The sequence below is a fragment of the Pseudomonas sp. KCJK9058 genome, assembly GCF_046230975.1.
GTDB classification, from domain to species: Bacteria; Pseudomonadota; Gammaproteobacteria; order Pseudomonadales; family Pseudomonadaceae; genus Aquipseudomonas; species Aquipseudomonas alloputida.
In genome coordinates this window covers 12011-35922 of record NZ_JBJJLR010000022.1, presented here as the reverse complement: position 1 = coordinate 35922, position 23912 = coordinate 12011, and the positions used below count along the sequence as shown (strand labels likewise).

Here is a 23912-nt window from a genome sequence, read left to right as displayed (position 1 = left end):
CCAACGACGGTCAAACCAACCGGCAGGCGCATACCTGAGCATGCACCGTGAATCCGGCGTGTTAATGGCAGGCACAGGCCCGCCACGGCGCCTAGGCGCAGGTAGCGTCAGAGAGGTGAAGCGCGAGGGTTGGACGACGGCCAGCAATAGCGCGGAGGCGCTTGGCTGCGGACCTCGCGCATGATCGGGCGGCGGTTGGCACTGGCGAGCAGCCAGGCGACACCGATCAGGAATACCAGGGTAAGAAAAGCCGCCGAGCCCATCGGGCAACTGAACGGAATGCTCAGGTCGCCAGCAAGGGCGCCGTCCTGCTTGGCCTTCAGTGAGCCGGTATCGCCACCGAGGCTGCAGAACGCACCGCCGAAGCCATTCAGCGCTAGCCCCAATGCCTGCCCGTGGGCAAGGCCACAGCCAAGTACATTGAACAGGACACAGAAGTACAGTGCCCAGGCAATGAGGGGACGGTTTGAAGGCAGACGGTTCATGGGCGGCGACTTTAGCATCGAAACCGGCCCCGTAGAAGCATCACCTCCGCCCTGCCCCCTCTGCGACAAGCCGTCACACCCGGCGCGGTTGGCCTCGATTCACCCGCGCAGGTGGCCCGCAGGGGCAGATTGTCGCAGTTGGTCACACCCGCCACCGTCCTTACAGTGGCGCCGCCATCGCAATGGCCCGAGTAATTCCCCCAGAAACCAACGCTGAGCCGGCCAGGACCCGGGCTCTGCTTCCCGAAACCGGCGCCGAGGTGCGCCACCCTGTGAGGCCCCATCATCATGAGCGTGCTCGAGGCGCTAGACCTGGCTCGAATCCAGTTCGCCTTCACCGTTTCCTTCCACATCCTGTTCCCTGCCATCACCATCGGCCTTGCCAGTTACCTGGCAGTGCTCGAAGGCCTGTGGCTGCGAACGAATCAGCAGGTCTACCGCGACCTCTACCACTTCTGGTCGAAGATCTTCGCCGTCAACTTTGGCATGGGCGTGGTGTCCGGCCTGGTCATGGCTTACCAGTTCGGCACCAACTGGAGCCGGTTCTCCGACTTCGCCGGTGCCATTACCGGCCCGTTGCTGACTTATGAAGTGCTCACCGCGTTCTTCCTGGAAGCAGGCTTCCTTGGCGTCATGCTGTTTGGCTGGAACCGTGTCGGCCGTGGCCTGCACTTCTTCTCCACGGTGATGGTCGCGCTCGGCACGCTGGTCTCGACCTTCTGGATACTGGCCTCCAACAGCTGGATGCAGACGCCCCAAGGCTATGAAATTGTCGATGGCCGGGTGATTCCGGTGGACTGGCTGGCCGTCATTTTCAACCCCTCATTCCCCTACCGGCTGATGCACATGGCCACTGCCGCATTCGTGGCCACGGCGTTCTTCGTCGGCGCCTCGGCGGCCTGGCACCTGCTGCGCGGGCGTGACAACCCAGCCATCCGCAAGATGCTGTCGATGGCCATGTGGATGGCGCTGATCGTGGCCCCGGTGCAGGCGGTCATCGGCGACTTCCATGGGCTTAACACCCTCAAGCACCAACCGGTGAAAATCGCGGCGATCGAAGGCCACTGGGAGAACAAACCTGGTGAACCGACCCCTCTGATCCTGTTCGGCATCCCCGACATGCAGGCCGAAACCACCCGCTTCAAGATCGAGATCCCCGCCCTCGGCAGCCTGATTCTGACCCACAGCCTGGACAAGCAGGTACCGGCGATGAAGGAGTTCCCGCCTGAAGACCGGCCCAACTCGACCATCGTCTTCTGGTCGTTCCGGATCATGGTCGGCCTCGGCTTCCTGATGATCTTCGTCGGCCTGTGGAGCCTGTGGCTGCGCAAGCACGGCACGCTCTACACCTCGCGCCCGTTCCTGTACCTGACACTGTGGATGGGGCCGTCGGGACTGATCGCCATTCTCGCTGGCTGGTTCACTACCGAAATCGGCCGCCAGCCGTGGGTGGTGTACGGCTTGCAGCGCACTGCCGATGGTGTGTCGAACCATGACGCCACCCAGCTCAGCATTACCTTGGTCGCGTTCGTGGTGGTCTATTTCGCCCTGTTCGGCACAGGGCTCGGCTACATGATGCGCCTGGTACGCAAAGGGCCTAAACCTGGCGAAGGCGACCAACACACCCCAGGCGGCCCAGGCCAGCAACATACTCCGGCACGGCCGCTGTCCGCCGCCGCCGATTACCAGGCAGAGGTGAACTGACATGGGCATCGACCTTCCACTGATCTGGGCGGTGATCATCATCTTCGGCGTGATGATGTATGTGGTGATGGATGGCTTCGACCTGGGGATCGGCATGCTCTTCCCCTTCGTCAAGGACGCGCGTGACCGGGATGTGATGATGAACACCGTCGCCCCGGTATGGGACGGCAACGAAACCTGGCTGATCCTTGGCGGTGCAGCCCTGCTCGGCGCCTTTCCGCTGGCCTACGCGGTGGTGCTGGAGGCACTTTACCTGCCGCTGATCCTGATGCTGATCGGCCTGATCTTCCGGGGCGTGGCCTTCGAGTTCCGCTTCAAGGCCAAACCCGCCAAGCGCCACCTCTGGGACAAGGCCTTCATCTGGGGCTCGCTGGTCGCGACCTTCTCCCAGGGTGTTGCCCTGGGCGCTTTCATCGAAGGCATCAAGGTGGTCGAGCGCAAGTATGCCGGAGGCGCGCTCGACTGGCTGACCCCCTTCAGCCTGTTCTGCGGGCTGGGCCTGGTGGTCGCCTACACCCTGCTCGGTTGCACCTGGCTGGTGATGAAGACCGAAGGGCCGCTGCAGCAGCGCATGCACGATGTTGCCAGGCCTCTGGCGCTGGTACTGCTGGTAGTGATCGCCGTGGTCAGCCTGTGGACACCGCTGGCCTACCCGCAAATCGCTGCCCGCTGGTTCAGCATGCCCAACCTGCTCTGGTTCATGCCGGTGCCGATCCTGGTGTTGGTAACGTGCTACGGGCTGCTACGTGCCGTGGCGCGCAACGCGCACTACACGCCGTTCTTGCTGACCCTGGCCCTGATCTTCCTGGGCTACAGCGGCCTGGGCATCAGCCTGTGGCCAAACATCATCCCGCCGTCGATCAGCATCTGGGAAGCCGCAGCGCCGCCCCAGAGCCAAGGCTTCATGCTGGTAGGCACACTGTTCATCCTGCCCATCATCCTCGGCTACACGTTCTGGAGCTATTACGTGTTCCGCGGCAAGGTGACCCATGAAGACGGCTATCACTAGGCGCACAACGTGATGACACTCGATGTGAAGCAACCGATGTGGCGCCGACTTACCTGGCTGGTGCTGATCTGGGCAGGCAGCGTGGCGGCGCTGGGTCTGTTCGCTTGGCTGATCCGACTGTTCATGATGACCGCCGGCATGCGCAGCCATTGAGCCATCGCCGTGGTGCGCCTGCGACAAAATGGCGCACCACGGAACTTGTACAGCCCGCAACGGATGCGGCTTAATGCGCGCCATATTCGCTCGGGTGACTCATGCTTTCACGTGCACGTGCACATTTTTGTCTGTTCGCCTGCCTCGCCGTGCTGTTCAACCTGCTGGCGATGCCGCTTGACCGTGCCTTGCAATCACCCCGCATCGACAGCCAATCGCTGATTCTCGGCAGCTTTTGCAGCCTGCACGGTGCACAGAGCCTGCCCAAGTCACTGCTGGCCCAGCTCAAGGCCGAGCTGCCGCAACTCGACGATCAGCCGGACATGAAACACCAGGCGGGCGACTGCTGCTGTGGCCACGCCGGGCATGCCTTGCTGACCAGCGACTATTATCGCCACCTGTTCCCCCGCTACTGGCCCGACGCACTGTTGCTTGGTAACAGCCACAGGCTGTTGCTGCCGCGCGAGCAGTGGCCAAAGCTCAACCCCCGCGCCTCGCCCCTGGCCTGACCCGTCGTTGCTTGCCCACAGCTGCCCCGTGACCTGCGGTGCGCAGCCTTGCCCGACTGTCTGACCAGGAAACCTTCCATGCCTGCGTTCCGTTGCACCGCACGCGCTGTCCTGCCCGTGCTCGCTGTGTTCAGCCTCAGCCCCCTGTCGCTGGCCGTTGCCGAAACTCTGCCTGCTGAAAACTCCACCCTCACCCTTGGCGCGGTCAACGTGACCAGTACCGAAAGCGGCCCGCTGGCCACCAGCAGCGTGCTCAGTTCGGTGGATATTCTGGGCGGTGACATCCTTGAGAAGATGCCGGTTGCCTACAGCTGGGAGCTGTTCCGCCGGGCACCGGGGGTGATGCTCACCGAGTTCAACCAGGGCACCACCTCGGGCAAGCTGTCGTTTCGCGGCTTCAATGGCGAAGGCGAAGTGAACGCGGTCAAGTTGCTGATCGATGGCATCCCCAGCAACACCAACGACGGCAACATGCCCTTCATCGACTCGGTGTTCCCCATGGACATCGACAGCATCGAAGTGGTGCGCGGCACCAGCGACCCGCGCTATGGGCTGAACAACATCGCCGGTAACGTCAATATCAACACGCGCACCGGCGGCAACTACAACAAGGCGCGCCTGCGCTACGGCAGCTTCAACACCCGCGAGGTGCAACTGGCCAAGGGCATCGAGACCAGCAACTGGACGCAGAACTACTTCTTCGCCCGCCAGCAGGTCGACGGCTACCGCGACCATGCCGACACCGAGCGCTACAGCTTCGGCGGTAAATGGTTCTATACCCCTGACGATGGCAGCTATCGCCTTGGCCTGATCGCGCGCCACTACGAGTCCGAAGCCCAGGAGGCCGGCTACCTGACCGAGGATGACGCCCGCCATCATCCGCGCATGAGCAATGACTACAACGCCACGGACAAAGGCACGCGGCGAATGAACCAGGTCAGCGTGCACTTCGACACCGACCTGGCCGAGACCCTGTCCTGGTCGGCCAAGACCTACCTCAACACCTATGACGACCGTCGCTGGACGCAGTACTGGCGCACCAGTTCACAGCAGGAGCGCGACACCTACGAGGATCAGTACGGTGCCATTACCTCGCTGACCTGGCGGCCACAGGTGGACTGGCTGCACGCCTTTGCGCTGGAAGGTGGCAGCGATGTGCAGAAGCAACAGAACCGCAGCGAACGCTACCGCACCGTGGAGCGTGTACGCCAGGCGCAGACACGCGACCAGGACTTCGACTTCAACACGGTCGGTGCCTACGTGCAGGCGGAGATCGAGCCGTTCGAATCGCTGAAGATCGTACCGGCCTACCGGGTGGACAAGATCAGTGGTGACTTCACCAACAAGATGACCGGGCAGGACTACGACATCAACGACTACGGGCTGATCAAGCAGCCCAAGCTCAGCATTGTCTATTCGCCGTGGAAGTTCGCCAGCGTCTACGCCAACTGGGGCCGAACCTTCCAGGTCGGGACGGGCGCCGCAGCCTACAAGGTGCCGCCGCGCAACGAGGACCTGGCCCCTTCGATCAACGAAGGCTGGGAAACCGGCATCAAGTTCACCCCGGCCAGCTGGGTCGATGGCCGCGTGGCCTATTGGCGTCAGGACGCCTCTGGCGAAGTGAGCCGTCGCCTGAACGACCCCAGCGGCGAGTCGGACAACGTCGGCGAAACACGCCGCTGGGGCTATGACCTGCAGGTCAACCTGCACCCGGACGAACGCACCGAGGTGTGGATGTCCTACTCCTGGCAGTACTCCAAGATCCTTGAGCCCAGCAGCGCGTTACCAGGCAGCAAAGGCCAGGAAATCGATCACGTGCCACACCATCTGTGGAACACCGGCATCAGCTACCAGGCCACTCCCGCGCTGCAGCTGACTGCCTGGGCGAACGGGCAGACCAACTACTACCTGGAGCGGGAGAACACCCAAGGTACGTATGGCGGCTACGTACTGATGAACCTCGGCGCGACGTACAAGCTCAGCGAAACCATGAGCGTGGACCTGCAGTTGAAGAACCTCACCAACCGCTACTACGAGTACGTGTGGTACGACCCGGACGGTGCGGATGCTTCCCTGCACTCCCCGGGTGACGGTCGTGCGCTGTATGCCGGGCTGACGTTGGACTTCTGAGTAACGGCCCCTGGGCCGATCGCGTCACGAACAAGTGACGCAACGCCTCAGCGCACCTTCGGCTGCCCCGGAGCCGGGATCACCTGCACCTGGCCATGTTCCACGCCGCGCTCAACCATCAATTGGCGAGACAACTCGCCAATTCGGCCGCTTTCGCCCTGCAGCACCGAGACCTCCAGGCAGTGGCCGGCATCCAGGTGCACATGCAGGGTGGATCGGGTCAGATCGTGGTGGGCGTGCAGGGTCTGGTTGAGCCGTCTGGGCAGTTCGCGGGTGCTGTGGTCGTACAGGTAACTGACCACGGCCACGCAGGCGGCATCGTCCGGCAAGGCTTCAGACTCGCGCATCCCCGCACGCAACAGGTCGCGGATGGCCTCCGAGCGGCCCTGGTAGCCTTGGGTCGCCACCCGCCGATCGATGACGTCGAGCAGCTCTTCATCCAGCGTGATGGTGATTCGTTGCATTCTGTAACTTCCGGTAAGATGATCTCACGTAGACATCATACCCACCGCACTTTAGCCTACGGCCTCCGTGAAAGTGGGGAACGCAGTGTGAAGCAGCAGCCTGGTAAACGAAAGCCCGCCCTGTGGGGCATCCTTCTTCTTGCTGCGTGCGCTGCTGCGCCGGCCAGCCGCGCCGCCGAGCAAGGGCCGCAGCTGGTGTACTCCTGGCCTGTGAATGCCGGGCCGCTCGACCCGCGTGGCTATTCCCCCAACCAGATGTACGCCCAGGCCATGGTCTATGAACCCCTGGTGCGCTATACCGCAGCGGGTACGCTGGAGCCATGGCTGGCTGAGGCCTGGCAGGTTTCGGACGACGGCAAGACCTACACGTTCACCCTTCGCGACGGCGTGCGCTTCAGCGATGGCACACCCTTCGATGCGCCCGCGGCCAAAGCCAACCTCGATGCCGTCCTGGCCAACACTCAGCGTCACCGCTGGATGGAACTGGTGACCACACTGGACCACGTTGAAGCGCCTGAGCGCCTGACCCTGCGCCTGATCCTCAAGCACCCTTACTACCCGACGCTGATGGAGCTGGCCCAGGTTCGCCCATTGCGCTTTGCCTCGCCTCAGGCCAAACCCGGCCAACCGGCCGGTACCGGCCCCTGGATACGCGCCGAATCACGCCTGGGCGAATACGACCGCTTCGTGCGCAACCCCCAGTACTGGGGGCCCAAGCCGGCCTACGGCGAGATCATGGTCAAGGTCATTCCAGACCCCAACAGCCGCGCGCTGGCCCTGCAGGCCGGCGAGGTCGAACTGATCCAGGGCGCCGCCGGCGAGATCACGGCCGGCACGTTCGTGCGCCTGCGTGACCAGGGCTATGCCACCGCACTGTCGGCACCGCTGGCCACCCGCACCCTGGCGATGAATACCGGCCGTGGTGCTACCCGTGATCTGGCGGTACGCCAGGCGATCAACGAGGCGGTGGACAAGCAAGCCATCATCGACAAGATTCTCTACGGCCTTGAGCCCCGGGCAGATACCCTGTTCGCCAGCAACATGCCCTACGCCGATATCGGCCTCAAGCCCTACCCTTACGACCCGGCGCGCGCCGCCCACGCCCTTGATGCTGCCGGGTGGACGCTGGCCCCAGGCGCGTCTGTGCGCAGTAAAGGCGGCGAACCCTTGGCCATCGAGCTGGTATTCCTCGGCACAAGTGCCTTGCAGAAGAGCCTGGCCGAAGTGCTGCAGGGCGAGCTGGCGAAAATCGGCATCCACTTCGACCTGCGTGCGGTTGAAGAAGGGGCTTTGGTGCGGCGCCAACGCGATGGCGACTTCGGCATGATCTTCGCCGACACCTGGGGCGCGCCCTACGACCCGCATTCGTTCGTCAGCTCCATGCGCTACGCCGGCCATGCCGACTACATGGCCCAACGTGGGCTGGCAATCAAGGACGAACTGGACAAGCGCATTGGCCAAGTGCTGGCCAGCACCGACGAACAGCAGCGTGCCGAGCAGTACCGCTTCATCCTCACCACCTTGCACGAACAAGCCGTCTACCTGCCCATCTCGCATCTCACGGCCATCAGCGTGCGCCGAGACTCGGTGGCCAAGGTCCAGTTCGGCAGCACCTTGTTCGATGTGCCGTTCGAAACCATGACGCCAAAACAGGGAGACTGACATGGTGCGCTACATCCTGTTGCGCCTGGCGCTGCTTGTGCCGGTCATGCTTGGCGCTTCGTTGCTGGTGTTCGTGCTGCTGCACCTGGGCAGCACGGACCCGGCGCTGGACTACCTTCGGCTTTCGCACATTCCACCGACCGACGCCGCCATTGCCGAAGTCCGCCATACCCTGGGGCTGGATCGTCCGCTGTATGCGCAATACCTGAGCTGGCTGTGGAACGCCGTGCATCTGGACTTCGGCATCTCCTACATCACCGGCCGTCCCGTGCTCGATGACCTGCTCTACTACCTGCCCGCCACCCTGCAGCTCGGCGGCCTGGCGTTAGCCTGCACGCTGCTGCTGTCGATCCCCTTGGGGCTGTTGGCGGCCCGCTGGCAAGGGCGCTGGCCCGACCACGCCGTGCGGGCGGTGACCTTCCTGGGGGTGTCCATGCCCAATTTCTGGCTGGCGTTTCTGCTGATAGCGCTTTTTTCCCTGTGGCTGGGCTGGCTGCCGCCGCTGGGGCGTGGGGGGGCCGGGCACCTGGTGATGCCGGTGCTGGCGATCGCCCTGATGTCGATGTCGATCAACGCCCGCCTGCTGCGTGCCAGCCTGCTGGATGCCGGCGGGCAGCGGCACGTTACCTATGCCCGTGCCCGCGGCCTGCCCGAACGGCATGTCTGGCGTGACCATATCCTGCGCAATGCCTGGCTGCCGCTGGTGACGGCCACCGGCATGCACATCGGCGAACTGATCGGCGGCGCACTGGTGATCGAGACGATCTTCGCCTGGCCCGGCGTTGGTCGTTTTGCGGTGTCGGCAGTGCTGAACCGCGACTTCCCGGTGATGCAGTGCTTCACCCTGCTACTGACCGGTCTGCTGATGATCTGCAACCTGATAGTCGATGTGTGCTACGCCTGGCTTGATCCTCGCAGCCGGCTGGAAGGGGTGAACGCATGAGTGTGCACGCTGCCCTGCGTCAGCCATTGCTGCTGCGCCGCCCCAGCCTGATGATCGGCCTGGCCCTGGTCGGCCTGCTGGCGGTGCTGGCGCTGTTCGGCCACTGGATCGCCCCGCATGACCCCGACCTGGTCGACCTCGGCCAGCGCCTGCAGGCGCCAGACGCCAGTCACTGGCTGGGCACAGACCACCTCGGGCGCGACCTGCTTTCGCGGTTGATCGTCGGCACGCGCCTGTCCTTGGGCAGCGTGATGCTGACCCTGGCGCTGGTACTGGCGCTGGGGCTCGCGGTCGGCGGTGTGGCCGGGTTCGTCGGTGGGCGCACCGACCTGCTGTTGATGCGCCTGTGCGACATGTTCATGACCTTCCCCACGCTGGTACTGGCATTTTTCTTCGTCACCTTGCTGGGCACTGGCCTGAGCAACGTGATCATCGCCATCGCCCTGTCCCATTGGGCCTGGTATGCGCGCATGGTGCGCGGCCTGGTGATTGCCCAGCGCGGCCGCGAATACGTATTGGCTTCACGCCTGGCCGGCGCTTCACGCTGGGCGCGGCTGCGCCAGCATGTGCTGCCCAATATCGCCGGCCCGTTGCTGGTGCTGGCAACCATGGACATCGGCCACATGATGCTGCACGTCTCCGGCCTGTCGTTCCTTGGCCTCGGGGTGGCGCCCCCCACCGCCGAATGGGGCGTGATGATCAACGACGCCAAGGAATTCATCTGGACGCAGCCACAACTGCTGCTGTTGCCAGGGCTGATGATCTTCTTCTCCGTGATGGCCTTCAACCTGCTGGGCGATGCGCTGCGCGACCGCCTGGACCCTGCACAGGTGCGCCATTGAATGAGTCCGTCGTTGCTTGAAATCCGTGGCCTTCGCATAGAAACCCAGGCCGGCGTGCTGGTGCATGGCGTTGACTTGCAGCTGCGCCGCGGCGAAGTCTGCACGTTGGTCGGTGCCAGCGGCTCGGGCAAATCCCTCAGCTGCCTTGGCTTGCTCGACCTGCTACCGCCTGGCCTTGCCCGCACCCAAGGACAACTGCTGCTCGACGGCCAGCCGCTGGCTGCAAGCAGTGTCCGAGGTCGCCTGGCCAGCCTGGTGCTGCAAAACCCGCGCAGCGCCTTCAACCCGGTGCGCAACATGGCCAGCCATGCCATCGAAACGCTCAGGCAGCGAGGCATTACCGGCGCGGCAGCACGGGCGCGCATGGCCCACTGCCTGGATGCTGTCGGCCTGGCAGACCCTGAGCGGGTGCTGCAATCGTTCGCTTTTCAGCTCAGCGGCGGCATGCTGCAAAGGATGATGATCGCCCTGGCGCTGATGGCCGAAACCCCATTCCTGCTGGCAGACGAACCCACCAGCGACCTCGATGCCCTGAGCCAGGCGCGTTTTCTCGACCTGCTGATGGAGTTGGTGCAGGTGCATGGGCTGGGGGTATTGCTGGTGACCCACGACATGGGGGTGGTAGCGCGCTGTGCAGACCAGGTCGCGGTGATGGAGGCCGGCCGCATTGTTGAATGCCAACCGGCCCATGAGCTGTTCCAGCGCCCCGCCAGTGCCACTGCCCGCACCCTCCTCCACGCCCACCAAGTCCTTTGCCGGAGCCAACCATGAGCCTGCTGCACGTCCACCACGTTGGCCACCGTTATCGTACAGGGGGGCTGCTGCGCAAGCGCGGTTGGCTGCAGGTACTCGACGGTATCGACCTGCAACTGCACGCTGGCGAATCCATCGGACTGCTCGGCAGCAGCGGCAGCGGCAAAAGCACACTCGCACGGCTGCTGCTCGGGCTGGAAAAACCGGCCCAGGGCCAGGTGAGCTTTGCCGGGCAGGATGTCAGCCAGCTCAAAGGTGAGCAGGCGCGCGCCTTTCAGCGCACGGTGCAATTGGTGTTCCAGGACGCCCCTGGCGCTTTCAACCCGCAGCGCAGCATCGGCTGGAGCATCGCCGAGCCGCTGCGCCACCTGACCGACATGGATGAAGCCGCCCGGCAGGCGCGCACCCTTGCACTGCTGGAGGAAATGGGCCTGCGCGCCGAGCATGCCCAACGCCTGCCGCAACAGTTGAGTGGCGGCCAGTTGCAGCGTGCCAACATCGCCCGGGCGCTGGCCGCCTCGCCACAGCTGGTAGTGCTCGACGAAGCGTTGTCGAACCTCGACCGGCTGTTGCAGTTGCAGGTCCTGCAGCAGCTGGAAGCGCTACGCCAGCGCAGCGGCACCGCTTTCGTGCTGATCAGCCATGACTTGAGCCTGGTGCAGTACTTCTGCCAGCGGGTCGTGCTGCTACACGGCGGGCGCATCGTGGAGGAACGCCCCGTGACGCACGACCTGTGCTTTGCGCACCCCGTAGGCCGGCAGTTGCAGTCGGCGGTGTTGCCTGCACGCCCGCAGAAGAGGCCATCGCCGCAAGGCCTGCCAACAGTTGCACACTGACACCACCTGGCTTTCGGATTCTCGGAAAACAGTCTATGTTCGCGATACTGATCTGCGCGGACAGCCGTGCGCAGCCAAGGCCGACTTCGATCAAGGAAGCGATCCATGCAACGACGTGAAATGCTGAAAACCGTCGCAGGTGCCGTAGCCGTGGCGATGACCAGTTCTGCACTGGCCGCCACTCATGAGCACGCACATCAACATGACCATGGCACTGCCGGCGCCAGGCCGTTTGCCGGGCTGATAGACAGCAGCAGCGATTGCCAGAAGACCGGTGAGGCGTGCCTGGCGCACTGTCTGGTACTGCTTGGTCAAGGTGACACGCAAATGGCGGCCTGTGCCCAGTCCGTCAGCGAACTGCTGGCTACCTGCAGTGCCTTGATGAAGCTGGCCCTGCAAGGCTCCCGCTTCACGCCGGCCATGGCCAAGGTGGCCGCTGATGTCTGTGCCAGTTGTGAAACGCAGTGCCGCAAACACGAAAACGAGCATCCCGAATGCAAGGCCTGTGCAGACTCCTGCGCTGCCTGCCTGAAGGAATGCAAGGCCCTGGCCGCCTGATCCCGCGGCCAGTCGTTGATCAACATTGTCGTGACACTGCCGCAACGCTTGCTGACGCTGGCGCTCAATCGTGGCGAACGGCGTCACACATGAACGCCAGAAGGCTTTTCCAGGGCGCCGGCAAAGTGCCAGAATCTGCTACCGTTCCCCAGTGGCGTCACCAGCCATGACAAACCTTGATCCCCGCGATGAAATAGCGCGCTCCGTACGGACGGATCGGCTCGAACAGCTGTTCGTCCAGTCAGCGCCTGCGGTGCTTGGCAGCTTCCTGGCCGCCGTAATGCTGTGCTGGTTGGGCTGGGAGCGTTTCGACCCGCACAGGGTCATGGTCTGGATGACGCTATTGGGCCTGTCGACCGGCGTGCGTACCGCCATGTTCTTCGCCTATCTGCGAGCACCCGCCAACCAGCGCACGGCCGAACGCTGGGAGTGGCGTTACTGGGTCACGCTGATGCTGTCGGCGGCTATCTGGGGCTGGGGCGCCTTTGCCGTAATGCCCGCCAACGACGCGCTGGGGCAGACGCTGATCATGCTGTTTGCCGTCGGCATGTCTGTCAGCGCGGTGTCATGCTACTCCTCCTACCGCAACATGACCCTGGTGTCGATGGGCCTGGTCTTGCTGCCTTCTACGGGCTGGCTACTGCTGCAACCTTCCACGCTGCAACAAGGGATAGCCTTGGCGGTATTGGTGTTTGCCTGGTTCGTGGTCAGCGCGACGCGAAGCCTGTCCTCGGCATTGACGACGGCCTGGCGCCTGAAACACGAAATGCAACGCGCGCATCGGCTGGCCATGGTGGCCTCGTGCACGGACGAACTGACTGGCCTGAACAACCGACGTGCTTTTTTCGACAACGCGTCGACGCAGCACGCCCGGTGCAAGGACGCAGGTGCATTCATGGCCGTGTTGATGCTGGACGTCGACTATTTCAAACAGATCAACGACACGTTCGGGCATGCCGCAGGCGACCAGGTGCTGCAGCGCATCGGTGCAGCGATCAGTGCCAGCCTGCGTGACAACGACATTGCCGGCAGGCTGGGCGGCGAGGAGTTCGCCATCCTGCTGCCCAATACGCCGCCAGACACGGCGATTGAGGTTGCCGAGTGCCTGCGGGCCCTGATAGCCAAACTGCGTGTGAATGATGAACACCCGGTCACCGCAAGCATAGGTTTAGCGTTCGCGAAGGCCCCTGCCTCTGAGCTCGGCGCCTTGCTCAGCAGTGCAGACAGCGCCATGTACCTTTCCAAGGTATCGGGCCGTAACCGGGTCACGGTCGCCGAACCAGAGCAGGAGGCATTGCGCAAGCAGCACTAGCTCCCCAAGGAAGCGCTATGCAGGGTCCTGGGCCGCAGCCTCACCCGGCTCCGGGCGTTGCGTGCGGGTTCGGTGTTTCAGCAGCGCACGTGCCGCCAACGCCGCGAGCACCAGACCCGGAGCCGCAGCCATCAGCAGCCCTCCCGCACCTGCGCCTGCTGCAAGGATCTGCCCAGCCGCCAGAGGGCCGGCCATGGAACCCAGGCGCCCCACCGCCACCGAGGCGCCCAAGCCCGTCGCGCGCACCTGGGTCGAATACAGCGTCGGCGCCAGCGCGTACAGCACCAACTGGCCACCAATGGCGCAATACCCCGCAGTGAACCCGGCCAGCAACATCAGACCAAAACTGCTCGACAGCCCCAGCCCTGCCAACGACGCCAGCATGCCGGCGTAGGCGATCAATACCGCCCGCCCGGCAAACCCACGGTCCATCATCCGACCGGTCAGGAACGATCCAGCCGCCCCACCCAGGTTGAACAGGATCTGCACGGCGCCCGCCTGCGGCCGGCTGAAGCCTTGGCCGATCAACAGCGATGGCAGCCAGTTGAGCAGCATGTACAACACCGTCAAGGTGAAGAAACATGCCACCCACAGCAACAGCGTGCGGCTTGCCTGCTGCGGCCCGAACAGTTGGGTAAGCACACCTTCACTGCCAGCCTTGGCAACGCCTTGGGCACGGAATGCCTGGGACTCTTTCAGCCAGATCATCAGCACGAAGGCGATCACGATCGGTGCGATGCCGCCGACGTAGAACACCGTACGCCAACCGTCGCCCACGCCGGCCATGCCGATCAGCGACGCAACCGCCCCGCCCAGCGGCACACCACAGTAAGTCAGGCTGACCGCCGTGCTCCGCAGACGCTCAGGCGCCGCCTCGCTGGCCAGGGCGATCAGGATTGGCAACGCCGCCCCCAGCCCGAGCCCTGTCATCAGCCGCGCGATCAACAGCGAATCGTAGGTCTGGGCATGGGCGGTCCCTAGCGAGAAGCCGCCAAACAGCAGCACCGCCACGATCAGGATCGCTTTGCGGCCAAAGCGGTCTGCCAGCCAACCGCCGATCAGCGCGCCGGGCAGCAACCCCAGCAACCCGGCACTGAATACCCAACCGAGCATGGCAGGGGTCAGGTTGAATGCCTTGGCCATGTGCGGCGCGGCAATGCCGGTGGCCTGCAGGTCCAGCCCTTCCAGCAAGGCAACGAGAAAACACAAGCCGATGGTGAGCACGGCCTTGCCCGATGACGCGGATGAATGATGCATGTGTGGCCCTCTGTTGTTGTTATCGGTCGGGTGGTCAAAGGCGGAACGTGGCACGTACTGAGACGAACGACGAATCTTCGCCGCCAGCCTCCTTGATGGCCGTGCCCACGTCGTAGTACTTCAGGTCAAGGTCCAGGGTCAGGTTGGGAGTGGCAAGCCAGCGCGTGCTGGCGCGGTAGATGGTACCGACATGGCGACCCGTGCCGCGGGTGTTGGCCAACATACTCATGCCGGGCATGTACACGCCGTCTTCCTCACGCTGTTTCCACACTTCGAAGATGCCGGGCTCGATGCGCAGCGTGCGCCAGGGCGAGAAGCCGAAGGTCGGCCCCACCACGATGATGTTGCTCAGGGTGGTGAGGCTGGCTTCGCCATAGACACCATTGCGTGGGTAAAGCGGGTCGAAGGTGCCGACTTTTCCGTCGCCCAGGTCACTGTCGCCGCTTGCGGCATCGATGCGCATGGCCAGGCGCGGTTGCCAGGGGTGGGTGAAGGTGAAGCCGCTGTCGCTCGACAGCGCCCAGGCGCGGATCGACGCGTTGCCCAGGTGGCCGGTCTGCCCGACAAGGTTCCAGCTCCAGTCCAGTGCCTGATGGCGGCCGAACAGCCGCGTGCCGAAAGTGTAGCGCTGCTCGTCACCCGACTCGCCGGCCAGGCTGCGGTCGTCGGTTTCCAGGCCAAAGGCTAGCAGGTCCATGTTCCACGACGCCGACAGCGGCAAGGTGCCGTAAAGGCCGTAGAACTTGATATTGTTGTTGCTGCCATCGTCCCAACTGTCTTCACCGGTTTTCAGCGGGCGCACAGCGAATGCATCCAGCTTGCGTCCGTCCTTGAGGTTGAGGCTGGCGCGCACGCCGTCGAAGCTCAGGCGGATGTTCGGCGCGTCGCGGTAGGTGACCAACACCTGGTCGCCGAAGCCCATCTCCTGGCGACCTACGCGTGTGGTATAGCGCCCGGCGGCGAAATCGTGGTTGAAATCGACGAAGGCCTGTCGCACTTCATTGCGGCTTTCATCATTGGGCGAGTACAAGTCCTTGCCGAAGGCACGGGTATTCTCGACCTGGACGAAGGTACGCACGGCATCGTCGAACAGGTGCAGGTCGGCATGGGCCTGCAGCCGTTGCTGCAGATAGGAATCGTCGTTCAGCCCGCGCAGGCCAAAGAAGGGTTTGTCCGAAGCATCGGCCCGGTAGCGGGCCTCAGCCCCGAGTTGCAGCCAGGCCGACTCTGACAGCCGATGGTAGCGCAGGCCATCGAAGGGGGCAGTGGCCTTGGCGGGGTCGTCGAGAAAGCGGTAGTCCTCGATCCAGCGAGGGGCCCCTGGCCTCCCCGGCCGGCTCTCTTCAAGCGGGCTGGCCGCGTAGGCGGACTGGCACAGCGAAAGCACCATGAGGGGCAGGCATACCCCGTTCAACGGCTTGATCATCAGAATTTCCCTTCACTTGTTTTTATAATTGTTCTTACAAACTGGATAACTCTATTAACGATTATTTTTGTTAACCATATGCGCCGTCAATAGCGTTTTGCCGTGTACAAGGAATGATCAGCATCAAGCGTTCGCTAATCGCACACTTCTGCAGCGAGCGGCTGCGGCATTCATTCATCCGTCGCTAGAATCCAGTGGCGTGCTGTCTATTCAGAGGCCATGCGCAAAATTCGAGTCCATTACAAAAACAAGAGTCCCCCCATGAATTGCCTCCGCCCCCTTGCCGCCCTCGGCGTGCTCATGCTCGGTGCCAGCCACGCCATGGCCGCACCAACCGTTAAACAACCAAACATTCTGCTGGTGGTCGCTGATGACCTCGGCTTCTCCGACCTGTCGGCCCTGGGCAGCGAAATCCAGACGCCCAACCTGGACAAACTGTTGGCCGACGGCCGCCTGATGCTCGATTTCCATGCCGCGCCCAGTTGCTCGCCGACGCGGGCGATGCTGATGTCCGGCAACGACCCACACCTGGTCGGGTTGGGCATGATGTCGGAGACGCGCAAGCGCCTACCGGCCGGCGCAGAGGTACGCGCCGGCTACGAAGGCGTGCTCGGTGCCAATGTCGCGACCCTCGCCGAACTGCTGCACGACGCCGGCTACCGCACCTACATCGCCGGCAAATGGCACCTGGGCATGCAACCGGCCCAGCAGCCACACAACCGCGGCTTCGACCAGGCCTACGTGCTGCTCGAAGGCGGCGCGGCGCACTTCAAGCAGGCCAACATGGACCTGCAGTCGAACTACAGCGCCACCTATCGCCACAACGGCGAGCCGATCACGCTGCCCGACGACTTCTATTCCACCACCTGGTACACCGACCGCCTGATCGACGCGATCGACCAAGGCAAGGCCAGCAACAAACCTTTCTTCGCCTTTGCCGCCTACACCGCGCCGCACTGGCCGCTGCAGGCGCCGGATGCGTACCTGGCGCAGTACCGAGGCCGCTACGACCAAGGCTACGAAGTCATCGCCCACGAGCGCCTGAAGCGCCAGCGCGAAGCCGGCCTGGTGCCCGCCGACTTCCCCTTGCAAGCACAACTGGAAGGCGTGCCGAGCTGGGCATCGCTGAGCGATGAACAAAAACGCCAGTCCGCGCGCACCATGGAGGTATACGCCGCCATGGTCACGGCGCTGGACGCCGAGGTGGGGCGCCTGGTGGAACACCTGCGCAAGACCGGCGAGCTGGAAAACACGATGATCCTGTTCATGTCCGACAACGGTCCGGAGAACGCCACCCGTGTCGACCCCGAGTGGATCAAGGCAAACTTCGATAACCGCCTGGACAACTACGGCCGCCGCGATTCGTTCCTGATGATCGGCTCGGCCTGGGCCCAGGTCAGCGCCCTGCCCAGCCGTCGCTACAAGATGACCACCTACCAGGGCGGCATCCGCGTACCGGCCTTCGTCTACTACCCGGCCACCATCAAGGCCGGCCGCAGCGAAGAGCTGGCCAGCGTCCGCGACATCATGCCGACCCTGCTGCAACTGGCCGGTGCGCCGATGCCCGGCGTCAAGTACCGCGACCGCGATATCGTGCCGCCGCAAGGCACATCGGCGCTGAACTACCTGCAAGGCAAGGACAGCCAGATCCACGCCCATGACGAAGCCCTGGGGTGGGAAATCAACGGCAACGCCTCGTTGCGCAAGGGCCCGCTGAAGCTGGTGTGGGATGCCACCGACAGCAAGCCGAGCTGGCACTTGTATGACCTGCGCAAGGACCCTGGCGAGCACCATGACATCGGCGCAGGGCACCCCGAGCAGGTGGCGCTGATGCTGCGCGACTGGAAGGCTTATGCCCAACGCGGCAACATCGCGATCGATGCCGACGGCCGTCCGGCCAGCCCGATCCAGGTCAAGCAGCAATGATCGCCCGGGCAGCCGGCTGCGCAGCACTCGCCGCCGGCCTGCTCGCCGCCTATGCCGTGTGGCCGCAAGCCCCGGCGCCGGCGCTGCTGTGCACGGGCTACAGCGGCCTGCCCGCGCAGCGCCAAGGCCCTTGGCGGGACGGCATGGTGCACGTGCCGGGCGGCGAGTTCAGCTTTGGTTCAAGCCGCTTTTACGACGAAGAAGGCCCGCCTCACCCCGCCAAGGTGTCCGGCTTCTGGATTGACGTGCATCCGGTCACCAACGCCCAGTTTGCGCGCTTCGTCAAGGCCACCGGGTATGTCACCCATGCCGAGCGCGGTACCCGTATCGAGGACGACCCTGCCCTGCCCGACGCGCTGCGGGTACCGGGTGCGATGGTGTTTCATCAGGGTGCGGACGAGCTCAGCCCCGGCTGGCAGTTCGTGCCCGGCGCCAACTGGCGACACCCGCAAGGGCCGGGCAGCAGCCTGGCCGGGCTGGACAATCATCCGGTGGTGCAGATCGCCCTGGAAGATGCCCAGGCCTATGCCCGCTGGGCAGGCCGCGAACTGCCCAGCGAGGCGCAGCTGGAATACGCCATGCGCGGCGGCCTGACCGATGCCGATTTCAGCTGGGGTACCACCGAGCAGCCCAAGGGCAAGCTCATGGCCAATACCTGGCAGGGTCAGTTCCCTTATCGCAATGCGGCGAAGGATGGTTTTACCGGTACATCACCCGTGGGCTGCTTCCCGGCCAACGGCTTTGGCCTGTTCGATGCCGGCGGCAATGTCTGGGAGCTGACTCGCACGGGCTATCGGCCAGGCCATGACGCACAGCGCGACGCCAAGCTCGACCCCTCAGGCCCGGCCCTGAGTGACAGCTTCGACCCGGCAGACCCCGGCGTGCCGGTGGCGGTAATCAAAGGCGGCTCGCACCTGTGTTCGGCGGACCGCTGCATGCGCTACCGCCCCTCGGCACGCCAGCCGCAGCCGGTGTTCATGACGACCTCGCACGTGGGTTTCAGAACGATTCGGCAATGAAGGGCACCGGCGTGGCGGCCGGGTCGATGGCCGCCACCTGCCGTTCGAGGTCGGGCAGCAGGTAGCCGAGGAAGAACCCAACGCTTTCCTGCTTTTCCCGGCGCTGCGCCGCCCCCAATGGCAACGCCTGGATGCAGCGCGCGCTGCGGGCCCAGGCGAAGGCCTGCAGCACCGTTGCGCACAACTGCAGGAAGTCGCCTGCGGCGCGGTACGGAAATTCGGGATCGCCCGCGGTCATCGACAGCACCTTGGCCAGCGCTGCCTCCAGCGTGTCGCACGCACTGCCCAACGCGGTGGCAGCTGCGCCAGCGTCCGCAGCGGCCTCGGTACGCAACTCACCCAACAGCAGGGCGAACCCTTCCCCCCCATCGCCCAATACCTTGCGCAGCATCAGGTCGTTGGCCTGTATTTCGTTGGTGCCTTCGTAGATCATCGCGATGCGGCTGTCGCGCAAGGTCTGCTCGATGGCAAACTCCTGGGTGTAGCCATAGCCACCCAACACCTGCAAGGCCTTGCTTGCCAGGATGAACCCCTGCTCGGTGAAGGCCGCCTTGACGATGGGGGTCAGCAGCGCCGCCAATGTCGCGGCCTTCGCCCGTTGTGCAGGCTCGACGGCGGCGACGGCGATATCCAGCCACTGGGCCGTCCAGTAGGCCAGCGCGCGCATCCCCTCGGTACGCACCCGCAACTCCAGCAAGACCCGACGCATGGCCGGGTGCAGGTGGATCGGGTCGGCGCCCTGGGCGACCCCCTTGGCCCGCCCCGGGGCAGTCATCTGGCGCCGCTCCAGGGCATAGTCGCGGGCCTGTTGCCAGGCGGCCTCGGCATGCCCCAGCCCTTGCAGGCCAACATGCAGCCGCGCGGAATTCATCATCACGAACATCGCCGCCAGGCCGCCATGGGGCTGGCCTATCAACCAGCCCCGGGCCCCCTCCAGGCGCAGTGCGCAGGTGGCGCTGCCACGGATGCCCAGCTTGTGTTCCAGGCCGTCGCAGTACAGTGTATTGCGCTGGCCATCCTCCAGCCATTTCGGCACCAGCAACAGCGAGAGCCCGCGGTTGCCGGGCGGCGCATCCGGCAACCGGGCCAACACCAGGTGGAGTATGTCGCGGGTCAGGTCGTGTTCGCCGCCAGAGATGAACAGCTTGTTGCCACTGACCGCGTAGCCACCGTCGCCCAGGGGCACGGCGCGGCAGCGCAACAGGCTTAGATCGCTGCCGGCCTGGGGTTCGGTCAGGCACATGGTAGGCAGGGTGGCACCACTGACGATGCCCGGCAGATAGCGCGCCTGTAGCTCGGCGGATGCATGGGCTTTCAGGCACAGGTAGGCACCGTGGGCAATGCCGGTGTACATGGCCCAGCCGTGGTTGCTGCCGAACAGCATCTCTTGCAAGGCCGCCTCCAGCACTAACGGCAGCCCTTGGCCGCCAAGCGCCGGGGCGCATGCCAGCGACGGCCAGCCACCGTCGACGTAGGCGCGATAAGCCGCCGGGAATCCGTCCGGGGTGCGTACCTCCCCGCCCTCCATCTGGCAGCCCTGGCGATCGCCCGAACTGTTCAAAGGGGCCAGCACCTGCTCGCAGAAACGGGCCGCCTCTTCCAGTACCTGGGCCGCCAGGTCGAGGTCGACGTCGGCATATGCCGGTAATTGCGTCCAGGCCTGATCGGCCCGCAGCCAGTGTTGCAGGACGAACTGCATGTCGCGCAGGGGCGCCTTCCAGGTCATCGGATACCTCCGGGTCAGGCAACGAAATGAGGGTTTTCGATCAGCAGCGCCATGCCTTGGCCACCGCCGATGCATGCCGCTGCGATGCCATAGCGCAAGTTGCCGTCGCGCAATTGACGGGCCAAGGTGTGGACCAGGCGCAGGCCTGTAGCGGCCAATGGGTGACCAAGGGCGATAGCGCCGCCATGGACATTGAGCTTGTCCACATCGAGTTCGAGCGCCTGGGCCACCGCCAGCACTTGGGCGGCCTGGGCCTCGTTGATTTCCAGGCGGTCGATCTGCTCCAGGCGCAGGCCGCTGCGCTCGAGCAGCAAGGTAATGGCCGGCGCCGGCCCGATGCCCATGAGGCCGGGCGGCACGCCAACAGCCGTGGCCATCAGCAAGCGCGCCAAAGGCGGATGAGTGCAATCGGAGTAGCGCGTGACCAAGGCTGCCGCCGCGCCATCGACCACCGCGCAACTGTTGCCAGCCGTCTGCACGCCACCGGCGTGCACCGGGCGCAGCCGAGACAGTGCGGCGGCATCGGTAGGCCTCGGGTGGCTGTCCTGGCTGACCTCACTCACGCCACGCGGCAATGCAATGCCGCGTGGCTGGCAGCCTTCTGCCTCCAGTGCCTGCGCGGTGACGCTGACGATTTCCTCGTCGAACCAGCCCTGCGCCTGGGCTTGCAGGGCCCGCTGATGGCTGCGCAGGGCCCACGCGTCCACCGTTTCACGAGCGAGGCCATAGGCACGGGCCAGGTTTTCCGCAGTACCGATCATGTCCACGCCGGCAGCCGGGTCGTACAGGGCTTCCCAGAGAAAGTCCTTGAACCCGACCGGCGCCCCCAGGCGAAAACCGCCCCGGTGTTCATAGGCCGCGATCGGATTGCGCGACATCGACTCCGCGCCCACGCACAGCACCTGGCGGGCGCCACTGCGCAGCTGTTCACCGGCCTGACGCAACAGTTCAAGGCCCGTGCCACAGATGCGCTGCACCGCCAGTGCCGGTACCGCCTGCGGCACGCCACAGTAGAGGCCGACATGGCGTGGCAGCATGTAGGCGTCGAAGCTGGCCTGGGCCATGCTGCCGGCGAGCACACTGTCTACCGCCTGAGGGGCGGCAGCTGCACGTGCCAGCACCGCGCGGCCAGCCTGAATGCCCAGGTCGATGGGCGAGATCGCGGCCAATGCGCCACCCAGGTCGACCCAGGGCGTACGCACCATCTGGACGATGGCCGTGTCCTCGAAGACGGTGCACAGCCCGGCCGCACTCAAGGCCGCACCTTGGCGTGCAATGCGTCGGGGTCTTCGCCACGGTACAGCGCCTCGACCTGAGCGGCGCGCCGCTGCAGCACGGCGCGCTGATTGATCGAGCCCTTGTCGGTGATTTCACCGGCGTCGATCGACGGCGGCTCGGCCAGCAGCGACAGCCATTCGATACGGCTGGCGTTGCCCTGGGCATCGCGGTTCAAGCGCTCCAGCCAGTCAGCGAACCAACTGCGCACGGTGTCGTTGGCCAGCACCTGCGCATCGCTGGCATCCTCTGCCAGCCCGGCCAGGCGCCGACACTCGGGCAGACGCGGGAACACCAGCAGGCCCAGGCATTCACGGTCCGGCGCGGTGACCACGATGTCCTGTACGTAAGGCGAGCCCTCCAGCACTGCGCGGTTGCGCAGCGGCCCGACACTGACGAATACCCCGGACGAAAGTTTGAAGTCCTCAGCGATACGGCCATCGAACATCAGGCCAAGCTCGGGATGCCTGGCATCGGCCAGCTTCAACGCGTCGCCCGAACAGTAGAAACCCTCCTCGTCGAACGCCTCGGCGGTCTGCTGCGGCGAGCGCCAGTAGCCCGGCATGATATGCGGGCCACGGAAGCGCGCCTCGAGCTTGTCACCCACCGGCACCAGCTTCACTTCGCAGCCAGGTGCCGGCAGCCCGACATAGCCGGCCATCGACAACGGCCCGGTGGTGAAGGTGCACGATGGCGAGGCTTCGGTCATGCCAAGGCCGGCCATCATGCGTATGCGTTCGCCGCAGTGTTGCTCGGCTATGCGGTCCAGCCGGTCCCAGACGCTTTGCGACAGGCCTGCGGCGGCAAAGAAGAACAGCTTGATGCGGGCAAAGAACACCTCGCGCAGCGCGGGGTCCTGCTCCAGTGCCTTGACCAGTTCCTCCCAGCCCTTTGGTACGGTGAGGTAGGCCGTGGGGGAAATCTCGCGCAGATTGCGCAAGGTCTCGGCGAAGCCTTGCGGGGTCGGCTTGCCGGCGTCCAGGTAGAAACTGCCCCCGTTGTAAAGCACGATGCCGAGGTTGTGGCTACCGCCGAACGTGTGGTTCCACGGCAGCCAGTCCACCAGCACCGGCGGCTCCTCGACGAACGTCGGAAAAGTCTGCAGAAGCATCTGCTGATTGGCGCACAGCATGCGCTGGGTGGTGATCACCGCCTTGGGCAGCTTGGTCGAGCCCGAGGTGAAGAGGAATTTGGCGATGGTGTCCGGCCCGGTGGCGGCGAAAGCCGCATCGGCCGCCGCCAGGTCACCCGGTTGCAACAGGCTGTCGAAGCTTATATGGGGGCGACCTGCGACCTGGCCACGCACGCTGATCACGCCGACCGAATCGTCCAGCACCGCCTCGAAGGCGCGCTGGAACGGCTGGCTGTCGCTGACGAAGATCACTCCGGGGGTGAGCACCTCGCAGACATGGCGCAACTTGGCGAAGTCTTGCGACAACAGCGCGTAGGCCGGCGACACCGGGCAATAGGCAATACCGGCATACATGGCGCCGAGGGCGATTTGCAGGTGTTCGATGTCGTTGCCGGAAAGCAGCGCCAGCGGGCGCTCGGCACTGAGGCCCAGTCCTAGCAAGTTGGCGGCGATGGTGCGCACATCGGCGAGCATCTGCACGTAGCTGATCGAACGCCAGGCACCGTCTGCCTGGCGTGCCGCGATGAAAGTGGTGTCCGGGCGCACCTGGGCCCAATGCACCAGGCGCTCGAGCAGGCGCGCCGGCAGCGGCGCCAGTGGCTCGACAGGTTGCATGCGCAGCACGTCGTCGATGTGGCTGACCTGCACCTGGGGATGCCCGATGGCCACCTGGCGGTAGCGCGGACGTTGGCCAGGGTCGGTCGACCCTGAGCGGGCTTCGTTATTCACGCAGGTTGCTCCTTGTTCTTGTTGTACATCCTGCCGCCGCCCGATATGACCGGGCGGCGGTC

The 23912-nt window shown here is 64.7% G+C and carries 21 protein-coding genes; 14 read left to right on the top strand and 7 right to left on the bottom strand.

Annotated elements, in window-relative coordinates; genetic code table 11:
* Positions 1–107: 107 nt before the first annotated feature.
* Positions 108–485, bottom strand: a complete 378-nt coding sequence (locus tag ACK59Z_RS13840; RefSeq protein ID WP_020193613.1) for a DUF2946 family protein — start codon at positions 483–485, stop codon at positions 108–110.
* A gap of 288 nt (positions 486–773) precedes the next feature.
* Here ACK59Z_RS13840 and ACK59Z_RS13835 point away from each other — a divergent pair, with 288 nt between their 5' ends.
* From ACK59Z_RS13835 to ACK59Z_RS13815, 5 genes are all read left to right on the top strand, one after another.
* Complete coding sequence (locus ACK59Z_RS13835; protein WP_409293234.1) at positions 774–2189, top strand: cytochrome ubiquinol oxidase subunit I; 1416 nt, start codon at positions 774–776, stop codon at positions 2187–2189.
* A gap of 1 nt (position 2190) precedes the next feature.
* Positions 2191–3198 carry a cytochrome d ubiquinol oxidase subunit II gene (cydB, locus tag ACK59Z_RS13830; protein WP_409293232.1) on the top strand — a complete coding sequence of 336 codons (1008 nt, stop codon included), beginning with the start codon at positions 2191–2193 and terminating at the stop codon, positions 3196–3198.
* A gap of 12 nt (positions 3199–3210) precedes the next feature.
* Positions 3211–3351 (top strand): DUF2474 domain-containing protein, encoded by a 141-nt coding sequence (locus ACK59Z_RS13825; protein ID WP_409293268.1) that lies wholly within the window; start codon positions 3211–3213, stop codon positions 3349–3351.
* A 101-nt stretch (positions 3352–3452) separates the two neighbouring features.
* Positions 3453–3860 (top strand): DUF2946 family protein, encoded by a 408-nt coding sequence (locus ACK59Z_RS13820; RefSeq protein WP_409293230.1) that lies wholly within the window; start codon positions 3453–3455, stop codon positions 3858–3860.
* 78 nt (positions 3861–3938) lie between these two features.
* Positions 3939–5990 carry a TonB-dependent receptor gene (locus tag ACK59Z_RS13815; protein ID WP_409293228.1) on the top strand — a complete coding sequence of 684 codons (2052 nt, stop codon included), beginning with the start codon at positions 3939–3941 and terminating at the stop codon, positions 5988–5990.
* Between the two features lie 47 nt (positions 5991–6037).
* On the opposite strand, the gene nikR is transcribed toward ACK59Z_RS13815, so the two are convergent.
* A complete protein-coding gene (gene nikR / locus ACK59Z_RS13810; RefSeq protein WP_010954217.1) occupies positions 6038–6454 on the bottom strand; it encodes a nickel-responsive transcriptional regulator NikR in 417 nt (138 codons plus the stop codon).
* Between the two features lie 87 nt (positions 6455–6541).
* On the opposite strand from nikR, the gene nikA reads away from it, so the two are divergent.
* From nikA to ACK59Z_RS13775, 7 genes are all read left to right on the top strand, one after another.
* On the top strand, positions 6542–8116 hold the full coding sequence (gene nikA, locus ACK59Z_RS13805; protein WP_108190757.1) for a nickel ABC transporter substrate-binding protein: 1575 nt from the start codon (positions 6542–6544) through the stop codon (positions 8114–8116).
* A 1-nt stretch (position 8117) separates the two neighbouring features.
* The gene (nikB, locus tag ACK59Z_RS13800) at positions 8118–9059 is read left to right on the top strand and encodes a nickel ABC transporter permease subunit NikB (protein ID WP_108190756.1); all 942 of its coding nucleotides are present in this window, start codon (positions 8118–8120) and stop codon (positions 9057–9059) included.
* The gene (nikC, locus tag ACK59Z_RS13795) at positions 9056–9901 is read left to right on the top strand and encodes a nickel ABC transporter permease subunit NikC (RefSeq protein WP_108190755.1); all 846 of its coding nucleotides are present in this window, start codon (positions 9056–9058) and stop codon (positions 9899–9901) included. The genes nikB and nikC overlap by 4 nt, the downstream gene beginning before the upstream one ends.
* Complete coding sequence (gene nikD / locus ACK59Z_RS13790) at positions 9902–10672, top strand: nickel import ATP-binding protein NikD (protein ID WP_108190754.1); 771 nt, start codon at positions 9902–9904, stop codon at positions 10670–10672.
* Positions 10669–11490: a nickel import ATP-binding protein NikE gene (gene nikE, locus ACK59Z_RS13785; protein ID WP_108190753.1), complete on the top strand. Its 822-nt coding sequence runs from the start codon at positions 10669–10671 to the stop codon at positions 11488–11490. The genes nikD and nikE overlap by 4 nt, the downstream gene beginning before the upstream one ends.
* A gap of 105 nt (positions 11491–11595) precedes the next feature.
* Entirely contained in the window at positions 11596–12048 is a 453-nt protein-coding gene (locus ACK59Z_RS13780) for a four-helix bundle copper-binding protein (protein ID WP_108190752.1), read from the top strand.
* Between the two features lie 253 nt (positions 12049–12301).
* On the top strand, positions 12302–13360 hold the full coding sequence (locus tag ACK59Z_RS13775; protein ID WP_108190880.1) for a diguanylate cyclase: 1059 nt from the start codon (positions 12302–12304) through the stop codon (positions 13358–13360).
* Between the two features lie 15 nt (positions 13361–13375).
* On the opposite strand, the gene mhpT is transcribed toward ACK59Z_RS13775, so the two are convergent.
* Positions 13376–14617 (bottom strand): 3-(3-hydroxy-phenyl)propionate transporter MhpT, encoded by a 1242-nt coding sequence (gene mhpT, locus ACK59Z_RS13770; RefSeq protein ID WP_019438196.1) that lies wholly within the window; start codon positions 14615–14617, stop codon positions 13376–13378.
* A gap of 34 nt (positions 14618–14651) precedes the next feature.
* Complete coding sequence (locus ACK59Z_RS13765) at positions 14652–16043, bottom strand: alginate export family protein (protein ID WP_012052237.1); 1392 nt, start codon at positions 16041–16043, stop codon at positions 14652–14654.
* 261 nt (positions 16044–16304) lie between these two features.
* Between ACK59Z_RS13765 and ACK59Z_RS13760 the strand changes: the two genes are divergently transcribed.
* Positions 16305–17969, top strand: coding sequence for an arylsulfatase (locus tag ACK59Z_RS13760; RefSeq protein WP_409293223.1), 1665 nt, complete (start codon positions 16305–16307; stop codon positions 17967–17969).
* Entirely contained in the window at positions 17966–18988 is a 1023-nt protein-coding gene (locus ACK59Z_RS13755; protein WP_108190749.1) for a formylglycine-generating enzyme family protein, read from the top strand. Before ACK59Z_RS13760 ends, ACK59Z_RS13755 begins: the two co-directional genes overlap by 4 nt.
* On the opposite strand, the gene ACK59Z_RS13750 is transcribed toward ACK59Z_RS13755, so the two are convergent.
* The 3 genes from ACK59Z_RS13750 to ACK59Z_RS13740 are packed head-to-tail and all read right to left on the bottom strand — an operon-like array spanning position 18969 to position 23850.
* Positions 18969–20714 (bottom strand): acyl-CoA dehydrogenase family protein, encoded by a 1746-nt coding sequence (locus tag ACK59Z_RS13750; protein ID WP_409293221.1) that lies wholly within the window; start codon positions 20712–20714, stop codon positions 18969–18971. The two genes, ACK59Z_RS13755 and ACK59Z_RS13750, sit on opposite strands and share 20 nt — an antisense overlap.
* Before the next feature lie 14 nt (positions 20715–20728).
* Positions 20729–21970: a thiolase family protein gene (locus tag ACK59Z_RS13745; protein ID WP_409293219.1), complete on the bottom strand. Its 1242-nt coding sequence runs from the start codon at positions 21968–21970 to the stop codon at positions 20729–20731.
* Positions 21967–23850 (bottom strand): feruloyl-CoA synthase, encoded by a 1884-nt coding sequence (locus tag ACK59Z_RS13740; protein WP_409293217.1) that lies wholly within the window; start codon positions 23848–23850, stop codon positions 21967–21969. The genes ACK59Z_RS13745 and ACK59Z_RS13740 overlap by 4 nt, the downstream gene beginning before the upstream one ends.
* Positions 23851–23912: the final 62 nt, after the last annotated feature.